Here is a 15,061-nt window from a genome sequence, read left to right as displayed (position 1 = left end):
ACGGGGGACCGCGGATGGGGCGTCAGGGACTGAAGGAGGCGGCATGCCGCTGGACGAGGAAGTGGTGGCCGCGATTTACCGCGAGCACGGCCCCGCCCTGCGCCGGTTCGTGCTCAGTGCCTCGCGGGATCCGCAACTGGCCGAGGACGTGGTCCAGGAGACCGTGCTCCGGGTCTGGCAGAAGGCCCCGGATATCACCGGCAGCCTGCGAAGCTACCTCTTCCGGACGGCACGCAACATCATGATCGACAATTACCGGAAAGCCCAGCGGCGGCCCAGCGAGGTCACCGAACGGGAGGTCGCCGATCCCGCCGAAGCCGCTGAACGGGTGGACGAACTGCTCAACCGGGTACTGATGGAAGAGGCCCTGGTCAGGCTCAGCAGCGAACACCGTGACGTGCTGGTGGCGCTCCACTACCGCCGCTTCACCGTCAATGAAGCCGCCGTGCAACTGAACATTCCCAGCGGCACCGTGAAGTCACGGGCCTACTATGCGGTCCGCGCTTTGCGGACCATCCTGGATGAGATGGGGGTGGAACGGTGAACGCCGCCGACCTGCACCATCTGTTGGGCGCCTATGTGCTGGGTGGACTGGATGCCGCCGATTCGCAGCGCTTCGGGCAGCACCTTCAGGAGTGTGCCGACTGCCGCGCGGAGCTCACCGATCTGGAAAGCCTGCCGGCCCTGCTGGCCGCGCTTCCCGTGCCGGACGCGGTGGCACTGACCGGAACTTCCCGTCCGGCTGCCACCGCAGAGCCGGGTGCCCAGGTGCCCCGGGCGGTCCTGACCGAACTGGCCACCCGCCGTCGTAAATCACGACGGCGGTGGGCCGGGCTGGTGGGCGCCGTCGCCGCCGCGTGCCTCGCGCTGGGCGTGGCCGCAGGGCCGCTGCTGAACCGGCCGCCGCAGCCGGATGCCAGCTACTCGGTCCAGGCGGACAACGGCCTGCGGTTCAGCGTGGACCTGGCCCGGAAGACCTGGGGCACGGAACTGGCGGTGAACGGCAGCAGCATGCCGTTGACCGGAACGTACTCGTTGTGGGTGCGGGACCGTGCCGGCGGGGAGGACCGCGCGTGCGCCTGGACCGCCACGCCGAGCGGGCGGGTCAAGGTCACCGGCGCCACACCTGTTCAGCTGGCCAGCATCGCCACCGTGGAACTGCGCGACGACGACGAGAAAACCGTCGCCGTGATCACCGTTCCGTAGCTCATCTGGACATTTTCGCCAGCTTGGCCCGGACCGCCATGTACACGCCGTAGCAGATCAGGCCGGCCCCCACAGCGGCCAGCAGGTACACGCCGAAGGGCTGGTCGCGGAGCGCCTTGAGGCCGCCGTCGAGGCCCGTGGAGTCTTCCGGATGGGCCCTGAGGGTGGCGATCACGATCAGCAGTCCGGTCAGCAGCAGCACGGCGCCCTTGGCAACATAGCCGGCGACGCCCAGGACGGTGACGGCTGTCCGGGCCGGTGGGGAACTGGGCATCACCAGGTGCTTTTCGAAGGATTTCCTGACTCCCCGAATGGCGTAGACCGCGCCGGTGATGGCGATGGCTGTCCCCACCAGGACTAACAGGGCCACGCCGCCGGGTGCCTTCATCACGGTCAGGGTGAGGTCGCTCGCCTTTTGCCTGTTGTCGTTAACGGAGCCCGTGCCCATGGCGAAGGCCAGGAGTGTCAGGGCGAACCCGGCGAACACCAGGGCCTGCGCTGCGGCCTTGGCTTTTTCTCCCACCTTTTTCTTGGTGGGAAGCCTGGTGTAATCAAAGATCGCATCGCTGGCCTGCCACACCGCCAGTGCCGCGCAGGCGGCGAAGCTTGCCCACAAGAGGAACGGGCCGGCGGGCTGGCCGGCGAGTTCGGCCACGGCCCCGCTGAAGTCCGCGTTCCCCGTACCGCCCATAGCGAGCCGAATGGCGATTGCCCCGATCAGGAAGTGCAGGATGCCGCTTGCGGCGAACCCCGCCCGTGCCAGCAGCTCCAAAACTCGCGAGTTGGTGACGTCCTCCGCAGCGTCTGCGGCCTGCCTTAATTCTCTTTTAATGACGGTTCCTTTTGCCGGCGCCAGGGAGGCGCAAATTGCGTGCCCCCACACAATTCTTATCGTGCCACGCAAAGACTGCCGCCGACAGCCCCGGACTCCGGGTGCCGGTGAGGTGCGCTGATGATCCCGCTGCCCGCGCTCCGGGCGGCCGTGAGGTGCGCCGACGATCCCGCCGCCGGTGAAGGCGGGGATGGGGAGTGATCCCCATCGCCGGGTCTTGGCCGCCGTGCGACCATAAGTTCAGCGATAAACCCACTCGTTTCACTTTCCGGGGGAAAACCATGACTTTTTACGGCGCGGACGTCAGCCAGCTGCGTGATCTGGCGAAGGCCGTCGACAAGGCGGCCACACTGCTCAGTAGCCGGGCCAGCTCCCTGCAAGGGCAGATTCAGTCCGCACCCTGGAAGGGCATCGACGGCGAGCGGTTCCGGCAGGACTGGGCCGGAAGCCACCGCCCCACCCTGGAGCGCGTGGCGTCCAGCCTGCGCCACAACTCCAAACTGCTCCTGCAGCACGCCAACGAGCAGGAAAAGGCATCCGATGCCGCCGGCGCCGGTGGCGGCGGAAGCTTCCTGGACAAGCTCAAGGGTCTGGGCGGCCGCGCCCAGACCTGGCTTGAAGAGCAGATGCAGAAAGCTGCCGAGGCGCAGGCACACCGCCAGGAGCTCGAACAGGGACTCGACCAGGCGCTCAAGGGCACCCCGGAGGAGCAGGCCAAATGGTGGGCGGCCCTGTCCGAGGCTGACCGTCAGTACCTGATCGAAGGCGAAGGCAAGCACGGACCCCTCGCCGCCGAGCTGATGAAAATGGACGGAGGCATCCCGGCATCCGCCCAGGACCAGGCCGCCGAGCATCTCAAGGTACTCGCCCTCGCAGACACCCCGGTCTATACCGAGAGCGGCAAGGCCACCATCGACGGCCGGATCGCCTGGTTCCACGCCGGCGCGGAAGTGGGCACGGTGGTGAGCGAGAACGCCGACGGGTCAGCCACGCTCAAGGTCTACGGAAACGTCGGGGTGGGTGTCAACGACACCACCGGATCGGGAAACATCACGCTCAACGGAGAGGGATCGCGCGAGTACAAGTTCGGCAGCGTCGAAGAGGCCGTGGCTGCCCGGAACCAGATGTACCGGGACCTTCCCCCGGACAGCATCGGAGAGGTCAAGGACGTGGCCGCCAACGCGCCTGCTTACCTCATGACCACCATCCAGGAGGCCGCGGACCACAACGGCGCGACGAGCTGGGACGACAAGGTCAAGGGAACCCTCTCCTTCGAGGCCAAAGGCGATGCCGGGCCCGCGTCCGGCTCCGCCAAGCTGGATCTTGCCTACGAGCGGAACCTGACGGACGGTACTGCCAAGGGCAGCGGGGAGGTGTCAGCCCAGGGCAAGCTGGACCTGGATGGCCAGTTGTTCACGGCCTCCGGCAAGGGGGGCCTGGAAGTGAACCTGGACAAGGACAGCAGCATCAAGTCGATCGTGGTGTCCATGGAGGGCAACGTAGCGCAGGGAGCCAGTGCCGGGCCGGACCTGCAAGGCGCCAAGCTCGAGTCCAACGTGACCGTCGGGACGCAGAGCACCGTCAAGATCGACATCGACTACACCCCGGACAACGCACCGGTGATCGACAGCTACATGCGCAATGTGGCGCTGGGCAACGACAGCGCGGCGGCTGCGGATGCGGCCAAGCTGTATGAGGCAGGTTCGGCCACGGTACAGGTGAACAACGTGGTGACGGCCTCCAATGAGGTGGGCGTGGACTTCAAGGCGGGCGAGGTGGAGCTGAAGACTGAGAACAAGGCGACCACCAACGTGTCCACGTACTATAAGGTCGCGAACGACACCAAGCTCGAGCGGCTCTGACGTGGCCGTGCCTGATCCCAAGACTTACCGCTAAGGAGCAACCATGTCAGTGCACATCGAATCCCCCCTGGGTTTCACCGCAGACTTTCCCGAACACACCCAGGTCCTCGAGGATTCCGCCGCAGGACCCAACACCGAGCAGTACGGCCTCCTGGGCGGTGTCCTGGTCACCGTGATCAAGGACGACACCTCCGTCACCGATGCCCCCGGCGCCAACGGCTGGGCGCACGTCATGTCGGACTTCTATCTCGAACGTGCCGGTACCGTGCTGACCGAGGGCGCGCTGAACCTGCCGGGCAAGTCCGCGTACGCCGTCCTGGTTGGCTACTCGGACCCCGACGGTGCGGCGAGGGTGGCAGCCAGCGTCGGCGTCTGGGAGAACAACCGGTTCATCGGTGTTGTGGTGATCTGGCCCTACGTGAACCCGGAGATTGAGCCGCGGGTGGACATGCTGAAGGAGATCGTTTCGTCCATCAGCGTGGCCTGACCCCCGGCCACTCGCCTTCCGCGGCTCAGCGGCGCCGGTAGCAGAGGTCGAAGATCAGCCGGCCGGCCTCATGGGCTTTGGCTTCGAAGCTGGTCCGGATCCGGCCCTCGAAGCGCGGCGCCCAGCCTCCGGTTTCATCCACGCCCTCGTTCGGGCCGGTATGTTCGGTGCTGACGGGGGCCCTGCCCTCGCGGACCGGTGCGCCGCCCACCAGGGATTCGACGCCGGACTGCCACACCTGGGTGAGGGGGCTTTCGGGTCCGTGGCGCTCGCCGGTGTGCAGGTTCTCGAAGTCGGCGGAGCCCGCCAGGACGTCGCGGACGTGGACGGCGTAGTTGGACCAGTCAGTGGCAATCCGCCACAGGCCGCCCGGTTTGAGCGCCCGTGCAGCGAGCGCGGCAAACTCGGGCTGGATGAGGCGCCGTTTGTGGTGGCGCGACTTGTGCCAGGGGTCCGGGAAGAAGACCCAGAGTTCGCTGACGGACCCTGCCGGCAGCATGGTGGCCAGGACCTCGGGCGCGTTCGCTTCCACCACGCGCACGTTCTGCAGCCCGCGGCTGTTGATCTTGATGATGGTGTTGGCCAGGCCCGGTGTGTAGACCTCCACCGCCAGGAAGTCCGTGTCAGGATTTTCCTCGGCGGCGTGGCAGATGGCGTCACCCAGCCCGGACCCGATCTCCACAATCAGCGGTGCCTTCCGGCCAAACTCCGCCTCGGCGTCGAACGTGTAATCCGGGTGGACGGACGTGTTGGCGACGTGCCGCGGCACGTCCACGGCCCAGCGGTCCGCGTGCTCTTCCCAGGCCGCCTGGCGCCTGCCCTGAAGGCGGGTGCCGCGGCGCACGAAGCTGACGGGCCTGCCGCCGTACGTGCCGAAGGAGGCCTGGGTTCCGGGCGTCACCGGCCGCGGAACATGCGGAGGCTGGGGAGATTCTGGGGATTCACTCATCCCTTCCAGAGTAGTTGAGTTGCGGGCAGGCAGCGGTTTCGGGATGGCCTTGGTGATGGCGCCCACTGCCGCCTGACACAATGGGTGCCGTGACCCGTGCTGACAACGTTGACGTACCCGGATTCCTCGTCGACGCCGAAATCGACGATGTTCCCCCGGCGTCCCCCACGGAGCTCCCGGACGGGCCCCGCAGCCGCCGCGCCCTGGCATACCTGGGCCTCTGCCTGGTGCTCATCGGCCTGAACCTCCGGACGGTCTTCTCGAGTTTCGCCGCGGTGCTTCCGGAGCTCACGTCCGACGCCGGCCTGCCGGGCTGGGCGGTGGTGGTGCTCACCACCGTGCCCGTCACGCTGCTGGGCGTGTTTGCGCCGCTGGCCCCTGTCCTGGCCCGCCGGTTCGGGGCGGAGCGCGTGCTGCTCGGCGCCATGGCGGTCCTCACGGCGGGGCTGTTGCTGCGGCCGGCGGACCTGGGCGGGCTGCTGCCGGGCGCCGGGCACCTGCCGGCCCTGCTCGTGGGGACGGCCGCCTGCGGTGCAGCCATCGCCCTGTGCAACGTGCTGCTCCCCGGCTTGGTGAAACGCGATTTCCCGCACCGGCTGGGCCTCATGAGCGGGCTGTACACCACGGCAATCTGCGCCTCGGCCGCCCTCGGCGCCGGCTTTACCTACCCGGTCTTCACGGCAACGGGGGAGTGGACGGCGGGGCTCTGGTTCTGGGCGCTGCCCGCCGTCGTCGTGCTCTTGCTGTTCCTTCCGGTGGCGCTCCGGCAGCACCCCGTCCGGCACCAGGCCGCGTCGGACGGCGTCAACGTGTGGCGCTCGGAGGTCGCCTGGCAGGTGACCATCTTTATGGTGCTGCAGGCCATGATGTCCTTCAGCGTGTTCGCGTGGCTGGCGCCCATCCTGCGCGAGCGCGGTGTCGACGGCGGGACCGCAGGGCTGATGGTGTCCGTTTCGATTGTGCTCCAGATGCTGGGCTCGCTGTTCGCCCCTGCGCTCGCGGCACGGTTCCGGGACCAGCGTGCCATCAGTGTGCTGGTGGCACTGATGACCGGCGGCGGCTTCGCGCTCAGCATCTTCGGGCCGTTGCAGTTCATCTGGGTGTGGACCGGGCTGCTGGGACTCGGGCAGGGAAGCCTCACTGCGGTGGCCCTGACCATGATCATGCTGCGGACCCGCGACGGCCACACCGCCGCGCATCTGTCCGGGATGATGCAGGGCGTGGGCTACGGCGTGGGATCCACCGGGACGCTGCTGGTGGGCCAGCTGCACCAGTCCACCGGCTCCTTCACCGCCGCCGGGCTGCTGTTCCTCGGCGTAGGCTCCCTGGCCGCGGTGTTCGGCTACCGCGCCGGCCGGAACCGGTACGTCGGCGGCTAACCCCCGACCCCACCCACCTCACGCACCCCGCCCGCCACACACCGACGCGGGGTCACTTGATGTCCCCTCCGCGCCGTCTATTGGGTGTTTGGTGACCCCGCGTTGCCTAAATCGGGCGGGGAATTCCATTGACAGTTGATGAGTCACGCCCTAGATTTGCCGTAACATGAATCACCTTTCAGGTTTGCTCACGATTTCTTAATCGCACCCGTTGTCCACAATCCCCAGTTTTAGTACGAAAGGCATCCCGTGAAGGATACGAAGAAGTTCCTGCTCGCCGCCGTGATGGCCACGGGGCTGGCCCTCAGCGCCTGCGCGCCCACGCCCGGAGCCGCCACCCCGGCCGAGTCCGGCAGTACCAAGTCGGCCGAACCGGTGGACGTTGGCATCATCTACTCCAAGACCGGCCCGCTGGCCGCCTACGGTGCCACCTACTATGAGGGCCTCCAGGCCGGCATCGACCACGCCACCGGCGGCACCGGTGCGGTCAACGGCGCCAAGATCAACCTGACGTACGCTGACGACGGCGGCGATCCGGACAAGGCAGTGACGGCAGCCAAGGACCTCATCGGCAAGGGCTACAAGATCATCGGCGGCACCGTGGTCTCCGGCATCGCGCTGAAGCTGGCCGAGCAGGCGGCCCAGAACAAGGTCCTCTACATCTCCGGTCCCGCCGCCACGGACGCCATCCAGGGCATCAACAAGTACACGTTCCGCTCGGGCCGCCAAAGCCTGCAGGACGTGGCCACCGCCGGCTCCTTCATCGACACCAACGGCAAGAAGGTAGTGGTCTTCGCGCAGGACAACGCCTTCGGCCAGGGCAACGTGGCCGCCGTCAAGGCCGTCCTCGGAGCCAAGGGCGCCACCGTAGAGTCCGTCCTCGTCCCGGACGGCCAGGAACTGACCCCGTTCGCCCGCCAGCTGGTTGACGCCAAGCCGGACATGGTCTTCGTGGCCTGGGCAGGAGCCACCTCCGGCACCATGTGGCAGGCCCTCAGCCAGCAAGGCGCCTTCGATGCCGCCCCGGTGGTCACCGGCCTGGGCGACGCGTCCACCTTCGGCGCCTACGGGGAAGCCACCGGCAAAATCAGCTTCCTGAACCACTACTTCCCGGGCGCTTCCGGCACCGAGGTGGAGAAGAAGATGATCGCCGCCGTCGAAAAGGCCGGCGCCAAGGCCGACCTGTTCACCCCGGACGGCTTCGTGGCCGGCCAGATGATCGTCCAGGCCATCAAGGAAGGCGGCTCCGACACCGACGCCATGGTCAAGGCGCTCGAAGGCTTCAGCTTCGACGGCCCCAAGGGCAAGGAGACCGTCAGGGCCTCAGACCACGCACTGGTCCAGGACATGTACCAGGTCAAGCTCGTCCAGAAGAGCGCTGCCTGGGCACCCGAGCTCGTCAAGGTGGTCCCCGGCGACCAGGTGGCACCGCCCGAGAAGAAGTAGAGGATCAGGACATGAACGCTCCAGCCCTGCCTGCCCTCGCGGTGGACGGACTCGGTCTGCAGATCGGCGGTGCCCGCATCCTCCAGGACGTGAGCTTCGCCGTCGGCGCCGGAGAAATGATCGGCGTCATCGGCCCCAACGGCGCCGGCAAGACCACCTTGTTCAACCTGATTTCCGGGGTGATGCGGCCCACCGAAGGCAGCATCAGCCTGAACGGCAGGGAGATCACGGCAGCACCCGTCCACCGCCGGGCCAAGGCAGGGCTGGGGCGGACCTTCCAGACGTCAAACCTGTTCCCCCGGCTCAGCGTCCTGGAAAACGTCCGGCTCGCCGCGCAGGCCAAAATCGGCGGCAGCCTCAACCTGCTGAGGTTCCCGGCCGGCTCGGACGAGGCCACCCGGATTGCCCGCGGCACCATCAGTGAAGTGGGGCTTACCAGCCAGCTCACGACGGCGGCGGGGGACCTTTCGCATGGCGAGAAACGCAAGGTGGAAATCGCCGTCCTCCTGGCCACCGATCCCGCCGTCGTCCTCCTTGACGAGCCGATGGCGGGCGTTGCGTCCGGGGACGTCCCGTCCCTCACCGCGATCATCCGCGGGATGCACCGCGACCGCGGCTGCACCGTAATGATGGTGGAGCACCACATGGACGTGGTCCTGGGGCTGGTGGACCGGGTGGCAGTGATGCACCACGGCAGCCTGCTGGCCCTGGACAGCCCCGATGCCGTGATGGCCGATCCCACCGTGCAGAGTGCCTACCTTGGAGAACCCGTATGACCGCCGCAGCACAGCGCCCCAATCCCCGAAATCCCGAACCCGGCGGCCCTATCCTCAGGATCGCAGGACTGAACGCCCACATCGCCGGACAGCAGGTGGTGGAGGACGTGTCCTTCACGGTTCCCGCCACCGGCATCACCGCCCTGCTGGGCCGCAACGGCGTGGGCAAGACCAGCACCATCAAAGCCATCATCGGCCTGATTGACCGGACCGGCGAGGTGGAACTGGACGGCGTCCGGGTGGAAAAGGAGCCCACCTACAAGATCATCCGGAGCGGCGTGGGTTATGTCCCGGAGGACCGTGAAGTGTTTTCCAAACTCACCGTCGCCGAAAACCTCAGGCTCGCCGAACGCGACGCCGCACCCCGCCGGCAGCTGGTCGAGGAGCTTTTCCCGGACCTGCTGGCCCGCGCCGGCCAGATGGCAGGGACCCTGTCGGGCGGCCAGCAGCAGATGGTGTCGCTGGCCCGCGCACTCCTGAACACCAACAAGGTCCTCCTCGTGGACGAACCCACCAAGGGGCTGGCGCCGAAGATCGTGGCCGAAGTGGCCGAGACCCTCGCCGAAGCGGCCAAGACCGTCCCCATCCTGCTGGTGGAACAGAACCTGCAGGTGGTCCGCAGGCTGGCGGAAGGCGCCGTGGTCCTCTCCGGCGGACGCGTGGTCCACACCGGCAACGCCCTGGAGTTCCTGGACGACGACGGGCTGACGCAACGGCTGCTGGGCGTCTCCACCGAGGGCGCCGCCCACGACGCGGCACCCCGCCACCAAACCGCCGCCGCGCACGAGAAAGGCGCAGCCCTGTGAGCACCGTTGTCCTGCTGCTTTTCACCGGCCTGGGCCTCGGGGCCCTCTACTTCCTCGTGGCCGCCGGACTGTCCCTGATCTACGGACTGATGGGCGTTCTGAACTTCGCCCACGGTGCCTTCCTGACGCTCGGCGCCTTCACCGGCTGGGAAATCGCCCGCCGGACCGGTGCCGACAACTGGTGGACGTTCCTGCTGTCCCTGCTGGTGGGGGCCGTGGCCGGAGCCGTGTTCGCCGCATTCACCGAATTCGTCCTCATCCGCCGCCTGTACCAGCGGCACATCGAGCAGGTCCTGATCACCGTGGGCCTCTCGCTCGCCGCGGTGGCACTGTTCGACGGCATCTGGGGCACCGACCCGGTCTTCATCCAGGGTCCGGCCTGGTTCAAGGACACCACCGAAATCCTCGGCGCGCGCATTCCCAACGACCGCTTCATCTGCATCATCGCCGCCGTCCTGGTGCTGCTGGCCCTGGTGTTCTTCCTCAAGAACACCCGCTACGGCATGATCATCCGGGCCGGCGTGGAGAACCGGTCCATGGTCACCGCGCTCGGCATCGACGTCCGCAAGGCGTTCACGCTGGTCTTCACCATCGGCGGTGCCGCGGCGGGCCTGGGCGGGGTCCTGGCCTCGCATTACTTCGGCTACGTCTCGCCGCTCCTGGGCGGCTCGCTGCTGATCTTCGCCTTCATCGTCACCGTGATCGGCGGCCTCGGGTCCCTGACCGGCGCAGCCATCGGCGCCGTCGCGGTGGCGGTGCTGCAGCAGTTCGCCAACTTCTACCTCGGCGGCACCGGCGACTTCGTTGTGGTGCTGGCCCTGGCACTTGTCCTGCTGTTCCGCCCCTCCGGCCTGCTCGGGAGAACCTCATGACCACCGAAACCGACGCCACGGAAACCAACGGCGCGCCCGCCGGGCCCACAACCGGCGGGGAGGCAGGCACCGCTGCCGCGTCCCGCCGTCGTACCGCGAACGACGGCGGCCGCCCACCGCTGCGCCTGACGCGCGGCAGGATTGCGGGCACCGCAGCCGGACTCGCCGGCGTCGTCCTGCTGATCCTGCTGCCGCTGCTCAACCTGTCCCTGCCCGGGGTCCTGCCGGGGCCCACCTACACGCCGGGGTCGCTGCAGCTGCTGGCCATGTGCATGCTGATGGCCGCCGCCGCACTGACCTACCACCTGCTCCTCGGCGTCGCCGGCCTGCTCTCGTTCGGCCACGCCCTCTACTTCGGCGCCGGGGTGTACGGGCTGGCCATCATCCTGCAAAACCTGGACATCCCGCTGCTCCCGGCCATGGGCCTGACCCTGCTCGTGGTCATCGTGCTGGCCCACGTGGTGGGCAGCATCAGCCTGAAGGTCAGCGGCATCCCGTTTGCCATGGTCACCCTCGCCTTCGCACAGGCCGGTTCGGTGGTGGTGGGCCGCAACCCGGAAGGCACCACCGGCGGCGACGAAGGCCTGACCCTGCGCACGGACAACCTGCCGGACTTCCTGGTGGGCGTGGTCAACACCCGCAACCTTTACTGGCTGGCGCTCGCCGTGCTGGTGGCCGTCTTCATCATCGTCACGTGGGTGCAGTCCTCCCGCGCCGGCCATGTGGCCGCGGCGGTCCGTGAAAACGAACTCCGGGTGCGGGTCCTCGGCCTGCAGCCCTACCTGGTGAAGCTGCTGATCTTCGTGGTCTCCGCCGTCCTGGTCTGCATCATCGGCATGGTGTTCCTGCTGCTGCAGAGCGGCGCCGTCCCCCGGGCCGTGTCCGCGGACCTCACCATCACCCTGCTGGTCATGGTGGTGCTGGGCGGCGTGGGTTCGCGCTGGGGTGCGGTGATCGGGGGTGTCTTCTACACGATCCTGGACCAGCGCCTCACCGCGCTGGCAAATTCCGATGCCATCGATGGGCTCCCGGACATCCTGCGCGTACCGTTGTCAGAACCACTTTTCATCCTGGGCACCCTGTTCGTCCTGGTGGTGCTGTTCCTGCCCGGCGGCCTCACGGGTGCCGCCCAGCGGCTGGCGCAGCGCCGGAGCCGGCGCGGCACCAGCAGGGTGCAGGAGTCCCGCGAGATCCTGGAGGAAGCAGCATGACCGGCACAACAGGCCCGGGACGGCCGGACGGCCTGCACACGCTGGGCCGCTGGACCGCGGACCGCGCCCTGGCCACCCCGCACCGGATCGCCATCGACGACCGCGGCCTCACCCTGAGCTACGCCGAACTGGAACGCCGGGCAGCCGACCTCGCCGCGGCACTGCAGTCCGCCGGCTACGTCACGGGCGACAGGATCGCCACCCTGACCGGCAACAGCTCGGACCATGTGGTGGTGTTCTTCGCCTGCGCCAAGGCCGGGCTGGTGCTGGTGCCGCTGTCCTGGCGGCTTTCGCCGCGCGAACTGTCCGCCCAGCTGGAACTCGCGGACCCCCAGCTGCTCCTCGTTGAAAACGACTTGGACGCCCTGGCGGCCGCGGCGTGCTCCCTGCTGCCCCAACCGCCGCGGACCGTGGCGCCCGGGCCCGGCGGCGTCGAAAAATCCGTGCCCGCGCCGTCGCGTGTGCTGCCTCCAGCGCCGTTCGCCGGGAGGGAAGTCCGCGACGATGACCCCCTCCTCATGATCTTCACCTCCGGCACTGAAGGGGCCAGTAAGGCCGCCGTCCTGACCCATGCCAATTGCTTCTGGACCAACCTGGCGCTGTCCCGGACCCTGGACATGGCCAGTACAGATGTGGTGCTCGCAGTCCTGCCCCAGTTCCATGTGGGCGGCTGGAACATCCAGCCGCTGCTGGCCTGGTGGGCCGGCGCCACGGTGGTCCTGGAGCGCGGTTTCGAACCGGGCCGGGTCCTGCAGCTGATCGCAGAACGGCGCGTCACCATGCTGATGGGCGTGCCCACGCAGTACCTGATGCTCGCCGAACACCCGGACTTCGCCCGGACGGACCTCGGCAGCCTGCGCCACGCCGTGGTGGGCGGCGCGCCGATGCCGGCGCCGTTGCTGCGGATCTGGCACCGCCGCGGGGTGGCCTTGAGCCAGGGTTACGGGCTCACGGAGGCCTCGCCCAACGTCCTGTGCCTGGCCAACGAGGACGCCGAACGGATGGTGGGCTACTCCGGGAAGGCATACCCGCACGTCGCGGTCGCGGTTGCCGATCCGGTCACCGGTGAAATTTACGACGGGGCCGCCACCGGTGAGCTCCTGGTGGGCGGCCCCGGGGTGTTCGCCGGGTATTTCCGCGACCCCGCCGCCACGGCAGCTGTCCTCGCGGCCGGCTGGCTGCGCACCGGCGACCTGGTGGAACGCGACGCCGACGGGTACATCAGGGTGGTGGACCGGATCAAGGACATCTACATCTCCGGCGGCGAAAACGTCGCCCCGGCCGAGGTGGAGGCGGTGCTCCTGGCACATCCCGCCGTGTCGCAGGCCGCCGTGGTGGGCGTGCCGGACGGGCACTGGGGCGAAAGCGGTGCGGCGTTCGTGGTGGTACGTGCAGGCATGGCCACTGACGAGCAGGAACTGCTGGAACACTGTGCCACGCAACTGTCCGCCTTCAAGGTACCCACCCGCATCTCCATGGTGACGGCACTGCCCCGGACTGCGCTGAATAAGGTGCTTCGGTCCAGGCTGCGGCAGGAGCTCTCAGAACAGGAACCCGCGCTGCCCGAACACGCAGCACACCACGCAGAAGGCAGCCGGCCATGAGCGCCCAGCCGCGCACGGCCCGGGGAACACGCACCCGCGCCAAACTGCTCGAAGCAGCCGAAACGGTGTTTGCGTCGGTGGGGTACCACGAAGCCTCCATCGTGAAGATCACGGAAGGGGCCGCCGTCGGACTCGGTACCTTCTACCTGTACTTCGACGGCAAGCAGGCCATCTTCGACGAAGTGGTGGAAGACCTCAACAGGCGGGTCCGGCACGCGATGACCGATGCCGCCCGCAGCGCCACCAACCGGATTGAGGCCGAGCGGGCCGGGTTCCGGGCCTTCTTCCGGTTCACGGCTGAGCACCCGGCGCTCTACCGGATCATCCGGCAGGCCGAGTTCGTGTCCCCCGGCGCCCTGCGGCTCCACTACACCCGGATTGTGGACGGCTACATCGCCGGCCTGAAGGCGGCCCAGCTGAACGGCGAGGTCCGGGACATGGATCCCACCGTTGCCGCGTGGGCCCTGATGGGGATCGGCGAACTGATCGGCATGCGCTGGGTGCTCTGGGACGAGGAAGGCACCGAACCTGTCCCGGGCGCCCGGCCTGACGTCCCGGAGGACGTGTTCGAAGAGATGATGCAGTTCATCGAGCGGGCCCTCGCACCCGGCGCCACCCCGCACGCGCCCACACCCGCCGGTTCCATCCCGCCCCAGGAAGGGAAAGCCCCATGACCCGAGCAGCCAGCAGCACCGGATACCGGACCACAGACGTCGAGGTCCGCGGCGGCACCCTGCATACCGCCCTCTGGGGCCCGGATGATCCCCTGGCGCCCACCATCCTCGCGGTCCACGGCGTGACGGCATCGCACAAGGCGTGGCCGTACCTGGCGGAGGCGCTGCCCAATACCCGGATCATCGCCCCCGACCTGCGGGGACGGGGCCGCAGCAATACGCTGCCGGGGCCCTACGGGATGCCCACGCACGCGCAGGACCTTGCCGGGGTGTTGGGCGCCCTCACCACCGGGCCGGTGGTGGTGGTTGGGCATTCCATGGGTGCGTTCGCCTCCGTGGTCCTGGCGAATCTGTTCCCGGAGCTGGTCCGGTCGCTAGTGCTGGTGGACGGCGGCCTGCCGTTGCAGGTGCCGGCCGGAATTTCGGACGAGGACGTGGTGGCGGCGGTGCTGGGCCCGGCCGCCGAACGGTTGAATTCCACGTTCCCCAGCCGCGAGGTCTACCGGTCGTTCTGGCGGCAGCACCCCGCGTTCAGCGACTGGGATCAGTTCGTGGAGGAGTACGTGGACTACGACCTGACGGGGGAGGAGCCGGAGCTGAGGCCGGCCACGAGCTACCAGGCCATGGCCGAGGACACCGCCGAGCTGCACCGGGGCGCCTCGCTGCTCAAGGCGCTCGACGAACTGGCCGTGGATACCCGGGTGCTCCGTGCGCCGCGGGGCCTCCTCAACGAACCGGCGGCCCTGTACGCCCCCGGCTATCTTGACGAGTGGGCGGGGAAACTGCCGAGCCTGCGCGTCCGTGAGGTGCCCGACGTTAACCACTACACCATTGTCATGGGCCAGGCCGGCGCCCGCGCCGTCGCGGAAAGCGTGCAGGAAGCACTGGCCGTCCGGTAACCCACACCAACCCCAACCCTTGGAGTTTTTGTCCAGATAATGCCGGTTTTCCGGCCAA

Annotated in this window: 15 protein-coding genes; 13 read left to right on the top strand and 2 right to left on the bottom strand. The window is 68.2% G+C overall.

Annotation, left to right across the window (positions count from 1 at the left end; all coding sequences use genetic code 11):
• Positions 1 to 43 precede the first annotated feature (43 nt).
• Together NQJ30_RS05015 and NQJ30_RS05010 are read left to right on the top strand one after the other, a co-directional pair.
• A complete protein-coding gene (locus tag NQJ30_RS05015; protein WP_255768651.1) occupies positions 44 to 544 on the top strand; it encodes a sigma-70 family RNA polymerase sigma factor in 501 nt (166 codons plus the stop codon).
• Positions 541 to 1,206 (top strand): anti-sigma factor family protein, encoded by a 666-nt coding sequence (locus tag NQJ30_RS05010; protein ID WP_255768650.1) that lies wholly within the window; start codon positions 541 to 543, stop codon positions 1,204 to 1,206. Before NQJ30_RS05015 ends, NQJ30_RS05010 begins: the two co-directional genes overlap by 4 nt.
• 1 nt (position 1,207) lies before the next feature.
• Here NQJ30_RS05010 and NQJ30_RS05005 read toward each other — a convergent pair whose 3' ends face one another.
• Entirely contained in the window at positions 1,208 to 2,074 is an 867-nt protein-coding gene (locus NQJ30_RS05005) for a DUF1206 domain-containing protein (RefSeq protein WP_374113219.1), read from the bottom strand.
• A 245-nt stretch (positions 2,075 to 2,319) separates the two neighbouring features.
• Here NQJ30_RS05005 and NQJ30_RS05000 point away from each other — a divergent pair, with 245 nt between their 5' ends.
• Both NQJ30_RS05000 and NQJ30_RS04995 read left to right on the top strand, forming a co-directional pair.
• The gene (locus NQJ30_RS05000) at positions 2,320 to 3,900 is read left to right on the top strand and encodes a hypothetical protein (RefSeq protein WP_255768649.1); all 1,581 of its coding nucleotides are present in this window, start codon (positions 2,320 to 2,322) and stop codon (positions 3,898 to 3,900) included.
• Positions 3,901 to 3,943: 43 nt separating this feature from the next.
• Complete coding sequence (locus tag NQJ30_RS04995) at positions 3,944 to 4,387, top strand: hypothetical protein (RefSeq protein WP_255768648.1); 444 nt, start codon at positions 3,944 to 3,946, stop codon at positions 4,385 to 4,387.
• 25 nt (positions 4,388 to 4,412) lie between these two features.
• On the opposite strand, the gene trmB is transcribed toward NQJ30_RS04995, so the two are convergent.
• Positions 4,413 to 5,336, bottom strand: a complete 924-nt coding sequence (gene trmB / locus NQJ30_RS04990) for a tRNA (guanosine(46)-N7)-methyltransferase TrmB (RefSeq protein WP_255768647.1) — start codon at positions 5,334 to 5,336, stop codon at positions 4,413 to 4,415.
• Between the two features lie 89 nt (positions 5,337 to 5,425).
• Between trmB and NQJ30_RS04985 the strand changes: the two genes are divergently transcribed.
• The 9 genes from NQJ30_RS04985 (at position 5,426) to NQJ30_RS04945 (ending at position 15,003) form a co-directional block, all read left to right on the top strand.
• The gene (locus NQJ30_RS04985) at positions 5,426 to 6,715 is read left to right on the top strand and encodes an MFS transporter (protein WP_255768645.1); all 1,290 of its coding nucleotides are present in this window, start codon (positions 5,426 to 5,428) and stop codon (positions 6,713 to 6,715) included.
• A gap of 249 nt (positions 6,716 to 6,964) precedes the next feature.
• Positions 6,965 to 8,161 (top strand): substrate-binding domain-containing protein, encoded by a 1,197-nt coding sequence (locus NQJ30_RS04980; protein ID WP_255768644.1) that lies wholly within the window; start codon positions 6,965 to 6,967, stop codon positions 8,159 to 8,161.
• An 11-nt stretch (positions 8,162 to 8,172) separates the two neighbouring features.
• Positions 8,173 to 8,937 (top strand): ABC transporter ATP-binding protein, encoded by a 765-nt coding sequence (locus tag NQJ30_RS04975; RefSeq protein WP_255768643.1) that lies wholly within the window; start codon positions 8,173 to 8,175, stop codon positions 8,935 to 8,937.
• Positions 8,934 to 9,743, top strand: a complete 810-nt coding sequence (locus tag NQJ30_RS04970; RefSeq protein ID WP_255768642.1) for an ABC transporter ATP-binding protein — start codon at positions 8,934 to 8,936, stop codon at positions 9,741 to 9,743. Before NQJ30_RS04975 ends, NQJ30_RS04970 begins: the two co-directional genes overlap by 4 nt.
• On the top strand, positions 9,740 to 10,615 hold the full coding sequence (locus NQJ30_RS04965; RefSeq protein ID WP_255768641.1) for a branched-chain amino acid ABC transporter permease: 876 nt from the start codon (positions 9,740 to 9,742) through the stop codon (positions 10,613 to 10,615). Before NQJ30_RS04970 ends, NQJ30_RS04965 begins: the two co-directional genes overlap by 4 nt.
• On the top strand, positions 10,612 to 11,826 hold the full coding sequence (locus tag NQJ30_RS04960; protein ID WP_255768640.1) for a branched-chain amino acid ABC transporter permease: 1,215 nt from the start codon (positions 10,612 to 10,614) through the stop codon (positions 11,824 to 11,826). Before NQJ30_RS04965 ends, NQJ30_RS04960 begins: the two co-directional genes overlap by 4 nt.
• Positions 11,823 to 13,430 carry a class I adenylate-forming enzyme family protein gene (locus NQJ30_RS04955; protein WP_255768639.1) on the top strand — a complete coding sequence of 536 codons (1,608 nt, stop codon included), beginning with the start codon at positions 11,823 to 11,825 and terminating at the stop codon, positions 13,428 to 13,430. Before NQJ30_RS04960 ends, NQJ30_RS04955 begins: the two co-directional genes overlap by 4 nt.
• A complete protein-coding gene (locus NQJ30_RS04950; protein WP_255768638.1) occupies positions 13,427 to 14,104 on the top strand; it encodes a TetR/AcrR family transcriptional regulator in 678 nt (225 codons plus the stop codon). Before NQJ30_RS04955 ends, NQJ30_RS04950 begins: the two co-directional genes overlap by 4 nt.
• Positions 14,101 to 15,003, top strand: a complete 903-nt coding sequence (locus NQJ30_RS04945; protein WP_255768637.1) for an alpha/beta hydrolase — start codon at positions 14,101 to 14,103, stop codon at positions 15,001 to 15,003. The genes NQJ30_RS04950 and NQJ30_RS04945 overlap by 4 nt, the downstream gene beginning before the upstream one ends.
• Positions 15,004 to 15,061 lie beyond the last annotated feature (58 nt).

The sequence above is a fragment of the Pseudarthrobacter sulfonivorans genome, from assembly GCF_024391045.1.
Taxonomy (GTDB): Bacteria; Actinomycetota; Actinomycetes; order Actinomycetales; family Micrococcaceae; genus Arthrobacter; species Arthrobacter sulfonivorans_B.
The sequence above is the reverse complement of the archived record's forward strand: the minus strand, read 5'-3'. Positions and strand labels throughout refer to the sequence as shown.